Source organism: Micromonospora sp. NPDC000316 (assembly GCF_042898885.1).
GTDB lineage: Bacteria > Actinomycetota > Actinomycetes > Mycobacteriales > Micromonosporaceae > Micromonospora.
Map to the genome: position 1 here is coordinate 358,556 of NZ_JBIAZG010000001.1, position 16,832 is coordinate 375,387.

Genomic DNA, 16,832 nt, shown 5'->3' on the forward strand with positions numbered 1-16,832 from the left:
GCGGTCGAGGGGTTCGCGTCGCGGGGCAGCCGCCCGGCGACGCGAACCTCTTGATCAGCGCGGGGGTTCGTCGGTGGGCGAGGTGGGCTTGGTGGAGGGCTTGTCGGTCGCGGGCTTGTCGGTCGCGGGCTTGTCGTCGCCGGCCAGAGCGGAGCGCAGGCGCTCCTTCTCCGCACGGCGGCGCTCCGCCGCCCCGGCCATCTCCTCGGCCATCTCGTCCCGGAAGCCGCGCAACAGGAAGAACGAGAGCGCGGCGGAGAACGCCAGCGCCAGGATCAGCTTCAGGAAAATGTCGATGTCGACGAACCAGAGGCCCGCCAGCACGGCGACGAACAGCCCGAGCCGGCCCAGCGTGTACTTGACCGCCGCGCTCACCTGCACCACTTCCGTTTCCTAGTTCGCCCCGCCCTGCGGCGGAAAGATCGACCCACCCGGCGGGCGGTCGGGGTCAGCCGGTCCGGCTGGCCAACCAGCGGACGCCCGGAAACCAGACCACCGCGTACGCCACAGTGAACGCCGCAGCCGCCAACGCGCCGGACAACAGCGGCGGCAACCCGGAGCCCAGCCCGGCGATCAGCAGGCCCAAGACCACCCCGACGGCCGCCGCGACGAGCGCCGCCACCACCCGGGCCGCACCGAACTCCCACGCCCGGAAATCGTCCCAGAACAGCCACGCCGGCAGGATCACCGCCAGCCAACCGTTTGTGTTACCGAAGTCGCCGGCACCGAACGAGGCGAACGCCAACTCGAACACCACGAGCGCCAACACGCCGATGACCAGACCGGCCAGGCACACGCCGAGCAGATCGGCCAGGGTACGGATGCGTCCCTGGTCGTCCCGACGGGGAAACCCGCCCTGCTTCTCGGACTCGCGCTGCTCGGTCATCGACTGCGAGGGTACGTGGTGCTCAGGCCCAGACCTGCTGCGGCTCGGCGCGGCGCTCGGCAAGCGACGGCGCCTTGTCGTACTCCCGGACCACGTTGTAGCGGGTGTCCCGCTCGACCGGCTGGAAACCGGCGTCCCAGATCAGGTGCAGCAGGTCGTCGCGGTGCATGGTGTTCGGGGTGCCGTACGAGTCGGCGTCGTGCGTGATCTTGTATTCGACGACCGAGCCGTCCAGGTCGTCCACGCCGAAGTTCAGCGAGAGCTGCGCCACCGACAGCCCGTGCATCACCCAGAAGTTCTTCAGGTGCGGGACGTTGTCGAAGAGCAGCCGGGAGACGGCGAACGTCTTCAGCGACTCGGCCGGCGACGCCATCGTGGTGCGCGCCTGGATCCGGTTACGGATCTTGCCGTCCGCCGAGTCCACGAAGTCGTGCTGGTAACGCAGCGGAATGAAGACCGCGAAGCCACCGGTCTCGTCCTGCAACTCGCGCAGCCGCAGCACGTGGTCGACGCGGTGCCGAGGCTCCTCGATGTGGCCGTACAGCATGGTCGCCGGGGTCTTCATGCCCTTGCTGTGCGCCAGCGCGTGGATGCGCGACCAGTCCTCCCAGTGGCAGGCGTGGTCGACGATGTGCTGCCGGACCTCCCAGTCGAAGATCTCCGCGCCACCGCCGGTGAGCGACTCCAGGCCGGCGTCCATCAGCTCGTCGAGGATCTCGTCGGCGCTCAGGCCGCTGATCTTCTCGAACCACTGCACCTCGGTCGCGGTGAAGCACTTGAGCTTGACGTTCGGCAGCGCCGCCTTCAGCTCGCGCAGCACCTTCGGGTAGTAACGCCACGGCAGCGTCGGGTGCAGGCCGTTGACGATGTGCAGCTCGGTGAGCTGCTCATCCTCCATCTCCTTGGCCTTGCGGACCGCCTCGTCGATGCGCATCGTGTACGCGTCCTTCTCGCCCGGCTTGCGCTGGAACGAGCAGTACGCACAGGACGCCGAGCAGACGTTTGTCAGGTTGAGGTGCCGGTTGACGTTGAACATCACCCGTTCACCGTTGAGCTCGGTGCGCTTGTGGTGCGCCAACCGGCCCAACCAGGTCAGGTCGTCGCTCTCGTAGAGCGCGACCCCGTCCTCCCGGGTCAGCCGTTCACCGGCGTACACCTTCGCTTCGAGCTCGCGCTTGAGTCCGGCGTCCATGGCACGTCCCTTCCACCTGCGGTCCCGGTCGAGCGTACGTCGGCGCTCCGATGCTCGCGGCGGCACGGTCGGCGGCAGCGATCCATCCGGCACGTCACGCGATCCACTCAACAGACTCTCAGCCTCCCGTAACCCGGCGACGCATCGACATCACCGGGCGGGTGCGGTAAGACAGGGTGGGGCGGAACTCACACACTGGCACCGCCCCGACGGCCGCGCTTACCGAGCGTGGCGGCGAGCACGGGACGGGAGCGGAATGGTCGACAGCGAGCGCGGGCGACGGCAGCGACGACGGAGCCCGGTGATCTCGCCGGTGCTGCGGCCGAAGCTCTGGGCTGCCCTGCTCGGCGCGATCGCCGCCGCCGTGCTGGCCACCCCCGCGTACGCCGACCCGGCCGTGCCCGCCACGGTCCCGGACACCGGCTCCCGGCCGGCGGCTGTCGGCGAACTCCGGCTGCCCGGTGGCGCGCCCGGCACCGGCGGCACCGTCCCACCTGTGGTCAACGTCGGCGCGGGCCCGCTGGCCGCCCAGATCGCCGCCGCCGAGAGTCAGGTAGGCCTCCTCGGCGATGGGCTGTTGCAGAGCCAACAGAAACGGACAGCCGCGCAGGCCCAGCTCGACGCGGCCGGCAAGGCGCTGGAGACCGCGCAGGATGCCGTGCTCCGTGCCCAGCAGGCGGCCGACGCCGCCGCCGCGGAAGCCGTCAAGGCCGACGCCGCGCTGCCACCCGGCGACTTCGCCAACGACATCCGGGGGTTGAGCCGCCTGCACCGGATCAACCGTGGCGAAAAGGTCGAGGGCGCCACCACAGGCGTGACCGGGGAGCTGACGCGGGCGCGGGCCGGCGAGCAGAAGGCCTACGAGGCACACGCCGCGGCCAAGGCCGCGCTCGACGCGGCCAAGGCGGAGTTCACCACCGGCGAGGCGGCGCTGCGCGCGGCCGAGGCCAGCCTGCTCACCCTCCGCAAGAACAACGCCACGCAACTGATCGCGCTCGAACGTCTACAGGAAGCCACCGAGCAGCAGTTCGGCGCGGGCTACGTCGCCGGCCAGAACATCAGCGGAATGGCCGCGCACCCACGGGCGCTGGCCGCAGTCCGCTACGCGCTCGCCCAACTCGGCGACCCGTACAAGTGGTCGGAGGAGGGGCCGGATTCGTTCGACTGCTCCGGCCTGATGTGGGCGGCGTACCGGTCGCGCGGTGCCGACTACTTCGACCTGCCCCGGGTTGCCCGGGACCAGTACGCGGCCACTCGGGGTCGCACGGTGTCGCAGAGCGCGCTGCTCCCCGGCGACCTGCTCTTCTTCGCCTCCGGCAGCAGTTGGACGACGATCCACCACGTCGGCATGTACATCGGCAACGGCAAGATGGTGCAGGCGCCCACCACCGGCGACGTGGTCAAGATCTCGGTTGTCGGCTGGACCCGGCTCTACGCCGCCACCCGGGTGATCGGCGCGGTCCCGGCCCCGGTGGTGCCGACACCACCGGCTCCGCCGCCCGTCCGGCCGACGCCCACACCGACCAAGACGCCGAAGCCGAGCACCACGCCGTCGACGCCCACGGAGCCGACGCCCACACCGACCGGGTCGACAAGCCCGACGCCGACCGACACACCCAGCCCGACGCCGACCGGCAGCACCACGCCGAGCCCGACGCCGACCCCGGGTGGCCCGACGACCCTGCCGCCGCCGCCGACCACGGCACCGGCCAGCGCATCGGCCACCGCGTCGGCACCCGCCACGCCCGAGACCAGCCGAAGCGGGTCCGCAAGTAACAGCCCGACGGGCAGCCCGAGCACCGACAACTGACCCGCCACCGCGGGCTCTGGCTGTCCGCCCGAGACGATCTGTGGCACCGTGACAACCAGGCACATCCGGTCCGAACGTCACGGGCTCGGGTGCGAGCGTGGCGCGGAGGGCGGAGATGGCCGAGCAGAGAGATCCGGCGGAGACTGTCGACCCTGTCGTCGACCGGGCCGACCCTCCGGAGCCAGGCGCGGCTGACCCGTCGACCAGCACCGACTCGGCAGTCGAGGGCACGCCCGACGGCGCTGCCGCCAGCCCTGCCCTCTCCGCCGACGGCAGCACACCCGAGACGGATGTCGAGCACGCCGACGATGCTCCCCCTGGCCCGGCTGCCGCCGTCCCCGTGCGAGCCCGGGCAAGTGTCGCGACCGTCTCGGCGCGCACGGGTGATCTCCCGGCCAGCGCCCCGGCCACCGCGACCACCTACCGGGCGACCGGCTCGGCCAGCCCCGCCAGCCTCCCGCTGCCCGGCCAGCGGGACGGCTCGGCCAAACCGGCCCGGGCCAGCGCCACGGTGCCGGACAGCAGCCGGGTAGCGGCCTCCGCCGGGGACACTCCGGAGCCCCACGCGAGCACGCCCGCCGTGTACCGGTCCGGGCCGGTGAGTCCCGAGCCGCCCGAGCCGGCGCAGCCTCCGGAGCCGACTCCCGCACCGCCGACCCCCGGGCCGACGCCTCCGGAGCCCGAGCCGACCGGCCCGGGTGAGCCGGAGCCCGCGCCCAGCCCGGGGCCGTACCCGCCCGGCCCGGCGCCGACGCCGGAGCCCGTCCCCCCGCCGCAGCCCGGGCCCACGCCGCCGCCCGTCCCCGGTCCGCCCGTGCCGCCGCCCTCGCCGCTGCCGCCCATCCCGGGCCCGCCGTCGCCGCCCGTTCCGGGGCCCTCGACTCCGCCGCCCGGTCCACCGTTGCCCACGCCACCACCGCCGCCCGGCCCGCGGCCGGCACCACCGTTTCCGCCGCCGCCGGCCATGACCAACACCCCTGGTGTACGCGCCACCGCGTCAGTCTCCGCGCCGCCGGCCGGCTGGCCATCCGCGGATGGCACGGCGCAACGGACCCCGGGCGCGGCACAGTCGACTCCGGGCGGGGTGCGGTGGACCCCTCCCGCTCCGAGCGCGACGCCTCCTGCTCGGGCCTCGACCCCTCCCGCTCCGAGCGCGACGCCTCCCGCCCCGCCCGTGACGCCGCCTGCTCCGGGCTCGACGCGGCCCGCGCCCAGCGGTGGGTGGGCCGACGCGCCCGGCACCGGCGCGCCTGTGGTGCCCGCACCCGCGCTGCCCAGTTGGCCGCCGTCGACCACCGGCACGCACTCGCCGTCCACCAGCAGCGCGCACTCGCGGTCCACCAGCAGCGCTCCCCCGGCGTTCTCCACCGGCGCTTCCTCGCCGAGCGGCACCGGCGGCGCCCGTACGGCCACGCCCTCGACCTACCCGGCGGGCGACCGCGCCGGGCGGAGTACGGCGGCCGGCAACCGCCCCAAGGGGCGCGACGGCGACTCCGACCTGGCGGGCACCGTCTACGGCGGCGGTGAGGGGCCGGGCTTCGCCACGATCGCGCTGCCCGCCAATCGGGCGGTGGAGAATTCCGGCTCGCTGACCGGGCACATTCTGGCCCAGGGTTGGGCTGACACTCCGACCGAGCGGTCCCGCAACACGCGGGTGGTGATCGTCCTGATCGCCGCTCTGGGGCTGCTTGTGGCGATCAGCGTGCTTGTCGTCCTGCTTGCCAACGACGCCATGGACAGCCTGGTGGGAAGCGTCCTCAACGGCTGAGTCGCAGAGCGGTAACTATGGTGAGTCCGCCCACTACGGTCGGGCAACCCGCTGGCGAGTCTGGCGAACGGCCGTACACTGGTCAGGATCACTGACCCGGCGCGTGTGGTGCGCGCCCCTGGGCGGTCTTGCGGGCGATCCGGCGGTACAGCCGCGGCAGGCCATCGCGAAGATGCGCCCCGCTCGAAAGGCATTTGTTGACCACCTCTGCTGACCCCAGCACCGTTACGTCCGTTTTCGACCCCAGCGCGGCGAACGACGCCGCCCCGGCGACTCCCGACACCGCCCCGATTGAGGCCGCGCCGGTAGCGCCCGCCGCCGACCTGACCGAGCCTGCCCCGGGCGCGGACACGCCGGCCGATTCCGCTTCGTCCGAGACCACCGAGGCTGTCGACTTCGCCGGCCTCGGCCTGCCCGAGCCGCTGGTCCGCGCGCTGGCACAGCAGGGCATCACCAGCCCGTTCGAGATCCAGCGGGCCACCGTTCCGGACGCGCTCGCCGGCCGTGACGTGCTGGGCCGTGGGCAGACCGGGTCGGGCAAGACGCTCGCCTTCGGTCTGCCGCTGATCGCCCGGCTGGCCACCCGCAACCGGGCCCGGCCGATGCGCCCCCGCGCGCTCATCCTGGTTCCGACCCGCGAGTTGGCCATGCAGGTCAACGACGCCCTGTTGCCGCTGGGCAAGGCCGTCGGCATCTTCCTCAAGACCGCCGTCGGCGGGGTTCCGTACGACCGCCAGATCGACGCGCTGCGACGCGGCGTGGAGATCATCGTGGCGACCCCGGGCCGGCTCGGCGACCTGATCGAGCGGGGCATCTGCCAGCTCGACGACGTCGAGGTGACGGTGCTCGACGAGGCCGACCAGATGGCCGACATGGGCTTCCTGCCCGAGGTGACCGAGCTGCTGGCGAAGACACCCGCCGGTGGTCAGCGCCTGCTCTTCTCGGCCACCCTCGACGGCGACGTCGACACGCTTGTCAAGCGGTTCATGAACGACCCGGTGACCCACTCCACAGCGCCGTCGACCGCATCGGTGTCCACCATGGACCACCACATGCTGCTGATCCCGCCGCACGAGAAGTTCCCGGTGGCCGCCTCGATCGCCGCCCGGGACGGCCGCACGATGGTCTTCGCGCGTACCCAACTGGGCGTGGACCGGCTGGTCGAGCAGCTCGCGGCGGTCGGCGTACGCGCCGGTGGGCTGCACGGCGGCAAGACCCAGCGGATGCGGACGAAGACCCTTGCCGAGTTCCGTGAGGGGCGGATGAACGTCCTGGTCGCCACTGACGTAGCGGCACGGGGCATCCACGTCGACGGGGTCACCCTCGTGCTGCACGTCGACCCGCCGAAGGACCCGAAGGACTACCTGCACCGCGCCGGGCGCACCGCCCGGGCCGGCGAGTCGGGTGCTGTCGCCACGCTGGTGCTGCCCAAGCAGCGCCGTACGACACTCGCGATGATGGAGAAGGCCGGCGTGGCGCCGGCCGAGACCCGGGTCCGGCTCGGCGACCCGGTGCTGGCCGAGTTGATCGGCGCCCGTGAGCCCAGCGGCGTCCCGGTCCGGGTGGAGGCGGAGCCTCGTGGCTACGGCGACCGCTCCGGCGGCTCGCGCCGCTTCGACGACCGGTCCGGCGGCCCGCGTCGCTTCGGTGACCGGCCGACCGGCGACCGTCGCTACGGTGACCGGCCGACCGGCGACCGTCGCTTCGGCGACCGGCCGACCGGCGAGCGCCGCTTCGGCGACCGCCCGACAGGTGACCGCCAGCACGGCGACCGACCCACCGGCGACCGCGGCTACAGCGACCGACCCACCGGCGAGCGTCGCTACGCCGACCGGGACAGCCGGGGTTACGGCGACCGCCCGCAGGGTGAGCGGGGCTACGGCGACCGCCCGCAGGGCGACCGACCCACTGGCGAGCGCCGCTTCGGCGACCGTCAGCAGTTCGGCGACCGGTCCGACCGACCGCAGGGCGACCGTCGCTTCGGCGACCGGCCGACCGGCGAGCGCCGCTACGGCGACCGCCCGACCGGTGACCGTCCCACCGGCGAGCGCGGCTACAGCGACCGGCCCACCGGCGAGCGGCGCTACGCCGACCGGGACAGCCGGGGCTATGGCGACCGGCCCAGCGCGGATCGGGCCAGCGGCGAGCGGCGTTTTGGTGACCGCACTCAGGGCGACCGGCCAGCCGGCGAGCGGCGTTTCCCGGACCGGGACACCCGGGGTGGTTTCCGCTCCGACGACCGGCCACGTGACGACCGGCCGCGGGACGACCGGCGCGGTTTCGGCGGGCGACCGCCGGCGCGTACCCACTGATCCATTTGTCTGACGGACGCCGTCGCGGAGCTGACGCTCTGCGGCGGCGTTCGCGCATGCGCTGCCAATGTCGGTCCGGTCGCGTAACGTCCGGCTCATGGCGACCATGGCGAAGTCGATCTTCTGGTCCCGTACGGACACCGCCGGCAGTGAGCAGGCTCTGCTCGACGATGGCAACGGGTTGTCGGCCCGGGGCACGCTGCTCGCCGTCGACCCGGTGCCCTTCACCGCCCGCTATCAGGTGACCACCGCGCCCGACTGGAGCGCGTCCCGGGTCGAGGTCGAGGCCGAGGGGTCGGGCTGGCAGCGCAGGGTGACGCTGGAGCGGGCGGCGGACCGGTGGCGGGTGACCACCGCCGAGCAGGGTGACCTGGACGCGGCGCTTGTCGCGGCCGGGCATCCCCGGGCCGGTCTGCCGGGCACCGATGATCCCGGTCGGCTGGCCGACGCGGTCGACGTCGACCTGAGCGGCTCACCGCTGTTCAACGCCCTGCCGGTCCGTCGACTCGGGCTCGCCGGCACACCGGCTGACCTGTCACGCCGGATCACCGTCGCCTGGGTGCTGCTGCCCGGTCTGGAGGTGGTGCCCGCCGAGCAGATCTACACAGGGCTCGGGCCGGGCCGGGTGCGGTTCGCCAGCGGGACCTTCACCGCCGACATAGATGTGGACGCCGACGGCTACGTGGTGCGCTACCCCGGCCTGGCCGAACGGATCGACCCGCGCTGAACGAGCCGCCGCTCATGCCGGCCAGGCGCCGCTGGCCAGGAAACGGTCGATGGTGGCCGCGTGCGGTGCCAGGTCGAAGCCCTGGGCAGCCAACCAGTCGTCGGAGTAGTACGTGTCGGCGTACCTGTCACCGGCGTCGCAGATCAGGGTGACGACCGAGCCGGTCCGGCCCTCGGCGATCATCTCGGCGATCAGGCCGAAGGCGCCCCACAGGTTGGTGCCTGTGGAGCCGCCCACCCGGCGGCCGAGCACCGCCGAACCGGCGTGCATCGCGGCCATCGAGGCCGCGTCCGGCACCTGGACCATCCGATCCACAACTGTCGGCACGAAGGACGCCTCCACTGCCGGACGGCCGATCCCCTCGATGCGGGACCCCTTGCCGGTCTCCACCGACCAGTCGGCCGCCAGCCAGGCCGGATAGAAGGCGGAGTTCTCCGGATCCACCACGCAGAGCTTGGTGGAGAGCCGGCGATACCTGGCGTACCGGCCGATTGTCGCGCTTGTGCCCCCGGTGCCGGCGCCCACCACGACCCAGGCCGGGATAGCGTGCCGCTCCAACTCCAACTGCGCGTAGATCGACTCGGCGATGTTGTTGTTGCCCCGCCAGTCGGTGGCCCGCTCGGCGTACGTGAACTGGTCCATGAAGTGGCCGCCGGAGTCCTCCGCGAGCCAGCGGGCCTCGACCACGACGCTCGCCGGGTCGTCCACCAGGTGGCAGCGGCCGCCCTGGAACTCGATCTGCGCGATCTTCTCCGGCGACGTGGAGGCAGGCATCACGGCGACGAACGGCAGACCGAGCATGCGGGCGAAGTACGCCTCGGAGACCGCCGTGGAGCCCGAGGACGCCTCGACGACAGTCGTGCTCGGCCCGATCCAGCCGTTGCAGAGCCCGTAGAGGAACAGGGATCGGGCCAGCCGGTGCTTCAGCGAGCCGGTCGGGTGCGACGACTCGTCCTTGAGGTACAGGTCGACACCCCAGGCGCGGGGCAGCGGGAACGGCAGCAGGTGGGTGTCGGCCGAACGGTTCGCGTCCGCTTCGACGGTGGCGATGGCCTCGCTCACCCAACCGCGGTTGGCCTGGTCGCACCTGTCGAAATGAGTCACGCCGGAAACCTAGCAAGCAAGTCTGAGCTGGCCAGCTCCGGTCGCCACGACCGCGCCGCGTCATCGGCGAACGTCGCGGCCGCGCGGCGGGGCGACAGCGGGGGTACGCGGGGTCAGGCAGGCGGCTGGCCGACCGGTTGCGGACGGTTTTCCCATTTGGTGGAGAGCGCGATCGCCGTCCGGGTGGAGGCGACCCCGGGAGTCCGGTTCAGCCGCACGATCAACTGCTCCAGCTCGGCGATCGTGCCGACCCGCGCCTTGAGCAGGAACGACTCGACGCCGGCCATGAAGTAGCAGGATTCGATCTCAGGCAGCACCCGCAGCGATTCCAGCATGTCGTCGGAGTCCGCACCGGAGTCCTCGACGATGCCGATGAGCGCCGTGACACCAAGCCCGATCGACTCGGGCGCCACGTCCGCGCGGTAGCCGCGGACCACACCGCTGCTCTCCAGCTTGCCGACGCGTTCGTGCACGGCCGGGGCGGAGAGGCCCACCTGCCGGGCCAACTCGGCGTACGAGAGGCGGGCGTTTCCGCGCAGCAGGTCGACGAGGCTCAGGTCGATGGCGTCCACGGAGAGTGACCTTAACCGGTTGGGCGTAACGAGACGCCTTCGGCATACGTTGGACAAAACAGTGAGTAAGTGTTCACAAACTGACTGTCAAGGCAGGGGTTGCACCAGTACGATTACTAACTTCCCACTCAGTGCATTTTTCGCGTTTGGCGGACAGGCCAGGTCGCTGGTGCTGTAATTGCCATACGTCCCTCATGACGGCTCTGGGCTCGCACCAGCCGGGGGCAGTGTGTTCAGCCAGGGGCTTCGTCGACGCGAGGAGGGGGCTGTGGACACTGGAGATCGCCTGCTGACACCAGGTGAGGTCGCCGCGCTGTTTCGGGTAGACCCGAAGACTGTGACGCGATGGGCGGCGGCTGGCCGGATAGGAAGCATCCGGACTCCAGGCGGGCATCGCCGTTTTCGGGAATCCGAGGTGCGAGCCCTGCTTGAGGGGGAGGGCATGCTTGACGAGGTGGACGAGGTCGGAAAGCCACGCAACGTGGGACCGGCCGCTTCCACCGGGCCGGGTCCGGCCAACGCGGGCATGTACTGAACTGGTGCGGACATATCGGCACGCGGACCGGGCACCAGTCCGGTCCGCGTGCCGCTTTGACAGCACCTGATGGCCGGACCAGTTGAACGGGCCGCTCAGCTCCGGCTCGCGCCGAGCTGACCGGACCACCGCCGGAACAGGGTGTGTGGCACGCCGAGCGCGTCCAGCACCTTGCCGGCCACGAAGTCGACCAACTGCTGGGCGCTGGCCGCCGCACCCGCGCCGTAGAAGCCGGGGCTGGCTGGCAACACCACAGCGCCAGCGTCGTGCAACGCGATCAGGTGCTCCAGATGGCTGCGGGTCACAGGTGTCTCCCGGGGCACCACCACCACCGGTCGGCGCTCCTTGAGGTTGACCTCGGCGGCACGCTGCAACAGATCCTTGGAGAGCCCGATCGCGATGCCCGCGCAGGCCGCCGTGCTGGCCGGCACCACAGCCATTCCGCGTACTCGGTAGGAGCCGCTGCTCGGCCCAGCGGCCAGGTCGCCCGCCGGCCAGTGCCGCACGTCCGCGCGTGTCAGGTCCCGGCCGAGCCAGGCCGCGAGGTCCTCGGCCCAGTGCGCGTCGCGGAACGCCCGGCCGGTCTCGTCGAGCACGGTGAGCCGTGCCGCGCGGGACACGATCAGGTCCACCGGCTCCCCCGCGTCGAGCAGCCCACCGACGACGGCCGCCGCGTACGGCGTTCCGGAGGCTCCGGAGACCCCGACAACCCATGGTTCGCGCATGCCCCCAGCCTGCCTGGTCGGGGTGGACGCCGTGCCGCGGCCCCCGGCCCTCGCCAGTTCACCGTCGTCGTCCCGTCGTCCCGGCCCACGAGGGACATCATCGGAAGCCGATTTCTGACATGCTCGGATGGGAGGATCACCCCTGTGCATCGACCGGAGGGGCGGTACGACCGATGACGGCGACGGCTGCCCGCACACTACGTGCCGAGTGTCCCCTTCCCTCCCGGTGCTCCCCGCATGCCCAGCCGACTCAGGAGTGGCTGGCCGGCTGGGTGCGCCGCTTCGACCTGCCGCTTGACGACGTCGCACTGCGCCGCTTGGACGCCGGCCGCATCGCCTGGTACGCGGGCCGGCTCTACCCCGACGCCAGCACCGCCGACCTGCGTACCGTCGCCGCCCTCTGGACCTGGTTCTTCCTGCTCGACGACGCCTGCGACGGACCACACCGTGCCAGCGGCGCGGACGTCGAGGCCCTGCGGGACGGGGTGCTCCACGTGCTGCGCCACGGCCCCCGCGCCCGCCCGGCGGGTTTCCGGGGACCGCTGCGCCGGATGCTCGCGGAGGCATGGCGAACGCCGCGGGCCCGGATGCCCCCGCCCTGGCAGCAACGTTTCGCCGACGCCGTCGCCCACCACCTGGCCGGCAACCGGATGGAGGCGGAGAACAAGACCCGGGGCCACGCTCCCGGTGTCACCGAGTACGTGGCGCTGCGCCGGGCCACCTCGGCGGCGTACGTCTCGTACACCATGATCGAGTTTGTCACCGGCCACGCGCTGCCGGACGCCGTCTACCACCACCCGGCGCTACAGGCGCTGGCGGCCACCGGCAACGACCTGCTCTCCTGGTTCAACGACCTGGTGTCGTTGGAGACGGACCGGGTCACCTCGGGCGGGCACAACCTGGTGCTGGCCATCGCGCGGGAGCAGCGCCTGTCGGACGATCGGGCCGTAGAGGCGGTGGTGGGCCGCTGGCGCACGGCGATGAGGCGGTTCATGGAGCTGCGGGCCACGATCCCGTCCTTCGGCCCGGAGCTGGACCCAGCGGTGGCCGCGCACGTCGAGGGGGTCGCCCGCTCGGTGCGGGGGACGATCGACTGGTCACTGGAGAGTGACAGGTATTCGGCATCCCGGAGCTGAACGCCCCTCCGGGTCACCGGGCCGGCCGCTGCCGGTCGGCGAGGGTGTTGAGCAGCGCGGCGGCGGTGCCGGCGTCGGCGACAGTGACGACGATCGAGCGCCCGCCGGTCCGCTCGACAAGCAGGCCCTCGCCCGCACGCAGCACGATGCCGACCCGGCCGCCGCGGCCCACCCGCCAGCCCCAGCCGCCGAACTCGCGCAGCGGGCGGACCTGGACGACGCTTGCGCGGAGCACCTCGTCGAGGGGGACGTGGGTGCGGGGCCAGCCGGCGGACGACCGGACCAGCAAACCGCTCTCGTCGACCCGGACGGTGAAGGCGAACATCGCCACGAAGACCCCGACCAGCAGCGCCGCGACGATCAGCAGGCCCCACACACCGCTGACGACGGTGAGCGTGACCAGGACGACGATGGCCACGGCGCCCATGGCGATCCCCGCTCCGGCATCGGTGTGCCCGATCCAGACCGCCCGTTCGCTCGCCGCCAGGGGGACGCGGGACGCCTCGGGCGCGACGGGGGTGTCAGCCGGCTGAGGTGGGTCACCGGGCAGGAGCACGCCGACGAGCACGGCCGGCACCAGGGAGCCGACGATCGCCAGGGTGAGGGCACCGCCGATCTCGCCGGCACCGCTCGCGTCCGCAAGCCCGCGCTGGACGTGCAGCGCGCCGAGCTGCACGAGGGCGAGGAAGAGCGCCACCCAGATGGTGGTCGCCGCGCCGATGCGGCGGCTCACCGCGGACTGTCCCCACAGCGTCGTGACCGCGCCGAAGCCGAGCACCAGGAGGGCGCCCAGGCCGAAGCCACCCCAGAGGAAGGCACCGAGGGACATGAAGCCGTCGGGGCTGCCCTGGGCTCCCCAGTGCGTCGCCACCGGATCGGGCAGGTCGCCGCGCCAGGAGAGGACCACGGCGGCGGCCACGGCCAGGATCGCGAGCCCGCAGACGGTGACTGTCAGGCCGACGCGGCGCATCCGCCGGTGCGGGGCGCGGACGGGCTCGGTGCCGCTGGTCATGATGAGAACGCCTCCTTGAGGAGTGTGGCTGTGGCTTCCGGGGAGAAACGCAGGGCACGCGCCTCGCGTACGACCTCGTCGATGGCGGCCAGCAACTTGGCGTGGTCGGCTGCGGGTCGGGCGGTGACGATGGCGCCGCGTCCACGTCGCAGCTCGATCAGCCCGTCGTCGCGGAGCAGTTGATAGGCCCGGAGCACTGTGTGCACGTTGAGATCGAGCGAAGCGGCCAGCTCGCGGGCGGCGGGCAGCCGTTCGCCGGGCTGGAGCAGGCCCTGGGCCACGGCGAGGCGTACCTGCGTGACGAGCTGGGCGAAGAGCGTCTCATCCAGCGAGGAGTCGATGCGGAAGAGCATGCTTAAAGAATACTTGTTCTAGTGTTGATAGAACAAACAAAGCCGCCGTACGCCAACGGCGGCGGTGCCGAGTGCACCGCCGCCGTCTGCTTCCGCGCTAGAGCTAGGCGCGCAGGCCCAGCCGCACCACCAGGTCAAGCAGGGCGAACACGAACAACGCGATGCCGACGAACCCGTTGGCGGTGAAGAACGCACGGTTGACCTTGCTCAGGTCGGTCGGGCTGACCACAAGGTGCTGGTAGGCGAACGCGAGGGCGGTCAGCGCCAGGCCCACCCACCAGAGCCAGCCGAACCCGACAAGAGACCCGAACCACACGAAGAGCCCGAATGTCACCACGTGCGCCACCGTGGAAGCGTGCAGCGCGAAGCGCCGGCCGTACCGGGCGGGCACGCTGTGCACGCCGATCTCCTTGTCGATCTCGGAGTCCTGGCAGGCGTAGATCAGGTCGAAGCCACCGATCCACAACCCGACCGCCGCGCCGAGCAGCCAGGCCGGCCAGGAGCCGTCAAGGGTGCCGGTGACCGCCAGCCACGCGCCGACCGGGCCGACCGCCTGGGCGATGCCGAGGATGGCGTGCGGCCAGTTGGTGAACCGCTTGGCATAGGGGTAGACCACAAGCGGCACCACGGCGAGCGGCGCCAGCACCAGGCAGAGCGGGTTGAGCAGGGCGGCGGCGGCGAGGAAGACCACGAGCGCGACGGCCGCGCCGGTCCAGGCCGTCCGCACGCTCACCGCGCCGGTCACCAGTTCCCGGTTGGCGGTACGCGGATTCCGCGCGTCGATCTGCCGGTCGAGGATCCGGTTGGCGGCCATAGCGAACGTCCGCGCCCCGACCATAGCCACAGTGATCAGCAACAGGTCGAGCCACCGAACCCGCCCACCGTTGACCTGCATAGCGGTCAACGCCGAAAGAAACGCGAACGGCAGAGCGAACACGGAGTGCTCAATAGCAACAAGATCCAAAAACGCCCGCACCCGCGATCTTGCACTTTCTGCCGGGGCAGAAGGGGTGGAAGGGGGCGAATCGGAGACCGAAAGTGCAAGATCGCGGGAGTCGTCGGCGGGCATCAGATCCCGTACTCCTTCCAGCGCTTGTTCACCAGGGCCGTTACCTCGGGGGCCATGGTCATTTCCTCTGGCCAACCTCGGTTGTAGCCCTCGGTGGGGAGCTTGCGGGTCGCGTCGACGCCCGCCTTGCCACCCCAGAACTGCTGGTACGACGCGTGGTCGAGGTGGTCCACCGGGCCCTCGGTGAGCAGCAGGTCGCGGGCGTAGTCGACGTTGCCGAAGGCGCGGAAGGCGACCTCGTTGTAGTCGTGCACGTCGCAGTCCTCGTCGACGATCACGATCAGCTTGGTAAGCGACATCATGTGCGCGCCCCAGATCGCGTTCATGACCTTCTGGGCGTGCTTCGGGTAGCGCTTACGGATCGACACGATCGCGCAGTTGTGGAAGACCCCGGCGGCCGGCAGGTTGTAGTCGACGATGTCCGGGATCAGGAAGCGCAGCAGCGGCGCGAAGATCCGCTCGGTGGCCTTGCCGAGGCCGTGGTCCTCCTGCGGCGGCTGGGACGTGACGATCGAGTGGTAGACCGGGTCGCGCTGCATGGTCATGCACTCGATGTGCATGACCGGGAACGGCTCCACAGGCGTGTAGAAGCCCGTGTGGTCGCCGAACGGCCCCTCCGGCATGCGCTCGCCGGGCTCGATGTAGCCCTCCAGGACGATCTGCGCGTGCGCCGGCACCTGCAACGGGACGGTCAGGCAGTCCACCATCTCGACGCGCTCGCCCCGCAGGAACCCGGCGAACAGGTATTCGTCGATCTCGGCGGGGAGCGGCGCGCTTGCCGAGTAGGCGACCGCCGGGTCGGCGCCGATGGCGATGGCCACCGGCAGTCGCTGCCCGAGCTGCTCGGCGACCGCGTGGTGCGCCGTCGAGTTCTTGTGGATCTGCCAGTGCATGCCGATCGTGTTGTGCGAGTGCTGCTGGAGCCGGTACAGCCCGAGGTTGCGCTTGCCGGACTCCGGGTGCTTGGTGTGGGTCAGCCCGAAGTTGTGGAAGATCCCGCCGTCGCCCGGCCACACCTGCAACCCCGGCAGGCGGTTGAGGTCGACGTCGTCGCCTCGGTAGACCACCTGCTGGCACGGGGCGGTCTTGACCTTCTTCGGCGGCATCGACTTGAGCTGCATGACCTTGCCGAGGCCGCCCATCATGCCCGAGAAGCCCTGCGGCAGCTCCGGCTTGAGCATCTCGCCGATCCGCTCGCCGATCTCGTCGAGGTTCTCCACCCCGAGCGCCATCGCCATCCGCTTCTCGGTGCCGAACAGGTTGATCGCCACAGGCATCTCGCCCCGGGTCGGGCGCTCGAAGAGCAGCGCCGGCCCACCGGCACGCACCGTGCGGGTGACCACCTCGCTGATCTCCAGGGTGGGGTCGACGGGGACGTCGACCCGGCGCAGCTCCCCCGCGCGCTCCAGCGCCGCGAGGAAGTCCTTCAGGTCGGTGTACGGAAAGCCACGAGCCGCCATGGAGCCAAGTCTCCCGCACCCAGTGCCCCGTCCACGAAGCCGGGTGGTGTGACACCCGCGATGACCGGGTCACCGGCCGGCGAGGCGGGGCTTGATCCAGTCGGCTTCCGTGAAATCGGGGCGTCCTGCGGCGGGGACACACCGGTTTCGCCGAAGCCGAGTGGATCAACG

Annotated in this window: 17 protein-coding genes; 6 read left to right on the forward strand and 11 right to left on the reverse strand. The window is 71.6% G+C overall.

Going from position 1 to position 16,832, the window contains the following annotated elements; translation table 11 throughout:
- Positions 1–54 precede the first annotated feature (54 nt).
- The 3 genes from ACFY2Q_RS01645 to mqnE all read right to left on the reverse strand — a co-directional run bounded on the left by ACFY2Q_RS01645 (position 55) and on the right by mqnE (position 2,078).
- A complete protein-coding gene (locus tag ACFY2Q_RS01645; protein ID WP_387127551.1) occupies positions 55–375 on the reverse strand; it encodes a DUF4229 domain-containing protein in 321 nt (106 codons plus the stop codon).
- 73 nt (positions 376–448) lie between these two features.
- On the reverse strand, positions 449–886 hold the full coding sequence (locus ACFY2Q_RS01650; protein WP_387126522.1) for a hypothetical protein: 438 nt from the start codon (positions 884–886) through the stop codon (positions 449–451).
- Positions 887–908: 22 nt separating this feature from the next.
- Positions 909–2,078 carry an aminofutalosine synthase MqnE gene (mqnE, locus tag ACFY2Q_RS01655; protein ID WP_091395685.1) on the reverse strand — a complete coding sequence of 390 codons (1,170 nt, stop codon included), beginning with the start codon at positions 2,076–2,078 and terminating at the stop codon, positions 909–911.
- A 256-nt stretch (positions 2,079–2,334) separates the two neighbouring features.
- Here mqnE and ACFY2Q_RS01660 point away from each other — a divergent pair, with 256 nt between their 5' ends.
- Positions 2,335–3,888 (forward strand): C40 family peptidase, encoded by a 1,554-nt coding sequence (locus ACFY2Q_RS01660; protein WP_387126524.1) that lies wholly within the window; start codon positions 2,335–2,337, stop codon positions 3,886–3,888.
- Between the two features lie 420 nt (positions 3,889–4,308).
- On the opposite strand, the gene ACFY2Q_RS01665 is transcribed toward ACFY2Q_RS01660, so the two are convergent.
- Entirely contained in the window at positions 4,309–4,881 is a 573-nt protein-coding gene (locus ACFY2Q_RS01665) for a hypothetical protein (protein WP_387126526.1), read from the reverse strand.
- Between the two features lie 181 nt (positions 4,882–5,062).
- Here ACFY2Q_RS01665 and ACFY2Q_RS01670 point away from each other — a divergent pair, with 181 nt between their 5' ends.
- The 3 genes from ACFY2Q_RS01670 to ACFY2Q_RS01680 all read left to right on the forward strand — a co-directional run bounded on the left by ACFY2Q_RS01670 (position 5,063) and on the right by ACFY2Q_RS01680 (position 8,695).
- Positions 5,063–5,656, forward strand: coding sequence for a hypothetical protein (locus ACFY2Q_RS01670; protein ID WP_387126528.1), 594 nt, complete (start codon positions 5,063–5,065; stop codon positions 5,654–5,656).
- Positions 5,657–5,979: 323 nt separating this feature from the next.
- Positions 5,980–7,968: a DEAD/DEAH box helicase gene (locus ACFY2Q_RS01675; protein ID WP_387127553.1), complete on the forward strand. Its 1,989-nt coding sequence runs from the start codon at positions 5,980–5,982 to the stop codon at positions 7,966–7,968.
- A 106-nt stretch (positions 7,969–8,074) separates the two neighbouring features.
- Positions 8,075–8,695 carry a putative glycolipid-binding domain-containing protein gene (locus ACFY2Q_RS01680; protein WP_387127555.1) on the forward strand — a complete coding sequence of 207 codons (621 nt, stop codon included), beginning with the start codon at positions 8,075–8,077 and terminating at the stop codon, positions 8,693–8,695.
- Between the two features lie 12 nt (positions 8,696–8,707).
- On the opposite strand, the gene ACFY2Q_RS01685 is transcribed toward ACFY2Q_RS01680, so the two are convergent.
- Together ACFY2Q_RS01685 and ACFY2Q_RS01690 are read right to left on the reverse strand one after the other, a co-directional pair.
- Complete coding sequence (locus tag ACFY2Q_RS01685) at positions 8,708–9,799, reverse strand: PLP-dependent cysteine synthase family protein (protein WP_387126530.1); 1,092 nt, start codon at positions 9,797–9,799, stop codon at positions 8,708–8,710.
- 113 nt (positions 9,800–9,912) lie between these two features.
- The gene (locus ACFY2Q_RS01690; protein WP_357003862.1) at positions 9,913–10,371 is read right to left on the reverse strand and encodes an Lrp/AsnC family transcriptional regulator; all 459 of its coding nucleotides are present in this window, start codon (positions 10,369–10,371) and stop codon (positions 9,913–9,915) included.
- A 268-nt stretch (positions 10,372–10,639) separates the two neighbouring features.
- Between ACFY2Q_RS01690 and ACFY2Q_RS01695 the strand changes: the two genes are divergently transcribed.
- Complete coding sequence (locus tag ACFY2Q_RS01695) at positions 10,640–10,906, forward strand: BldC family transcriptional regulator (RefSeq protein ID WP_007454516.1); 267 nt, start codon at positions 10,640–10,642, stop codon at positions 10,904–10,906.
- Between the two features lie 95 nt (positions 10,907–11,001).
- Here the strand turns inward: ACFY2Q_RS01695 and ACFY2Q_RS01700 are convergent, their stop codons facing one another.
- Positions 11,002–11,631 carry a UbiX family flavin prenyltransferase gene (locus ACFY2Q_RS01700; RefSeq protein WP_387126532.1) on the reverse strand — a complete coding sequence of 210 codons (630 nt, stop codon included), beginning with the start codon at positions 11,629–11,631 and terminating at the stop codon, positions 11,002–11,004.
- A gap of 272 nt (positions 11,632–11,903) precedes the next feature.
- Between ACFY2Q_RS01700 and ACFY2Q_RS01705 the strand changes: the two genes are divergently transcribed.
- On the forward strand, positions 11,904–12,767 hold the full coding sequence (locus ACFY2Q_RS01705; RefSeq protein WP_387126534.1) for a terpene synthase: 864 nt from the start codon (positions 11,904–11,906) through the stop codon (positions 12,765–12,767).
- Between the two features lie 13 nt (positions 12,768–12,780).
- On the opposite strand, the gene ACFY2Q_RS01710 is transcribed toward ACFY2Q_RS01705, so the two are convergent.
- The 4 genes from ACFY2Q_RS01710 to ACFY2Q_RS01725 all read right to left on the reverse strand — a co-directional run bounded on the left by ACFY2Q_RS01710 (position 12,781) and on the right by ACFY2Q_RS01725 (position 16,661).
- Complete coding sequence (locus ACFY2Q_RS01710) at positions 12,781–13,779, reverse strand: DUF1648 domain-containing protein (RefSeq protein ID WP_387126536.1); 999 nt, start codon at positions 13,777–13,779, stop codon at positions 12,781–12,783.
- A complete protein-coding gene (locus ACFY2Q_RS01715; protein WP_387126538.1) occupies positions 13,776–14,132 on the reverse strand; it encodes a GntR family transcriptional regulator in 357 nt (118 codons plus the stop codon). Before ACFY2Q_RS01715 ends, ACFY2Q_RS01710 begins: the two co-directional genes overlap by 4 nt.
- A gap of 103 nt (positions 14,133–14,235) precedes the next feature.
- Entirely contained in the window at positions 14,236–15,201 is a 966-nt protein-coding gene (gene mqnP, locus ACFY2Q_RS01720; protein ID WP_387126540.1) for a menaquinone biosynthesis prenyltransferase MqnP, read from the reverse strand.
- Positions 15,201–16,661, reverse strand: a complete 1,461-nt coding sequence (locus ACFY2Q_RS01725) for a menaquinone biosynthesis decarboxylase (protein ID WP_387126542.1) — start codon at positions 16,659–16,661, stop codon at positions 15,201–15,203. Before ACFY2Q_RS01725 ends, mqnP begins: the two co-directional genes overlap by 1 nt.
- Between the last annotated feature and the right edge of the window lie 171 nt (positions 16,662–16,832).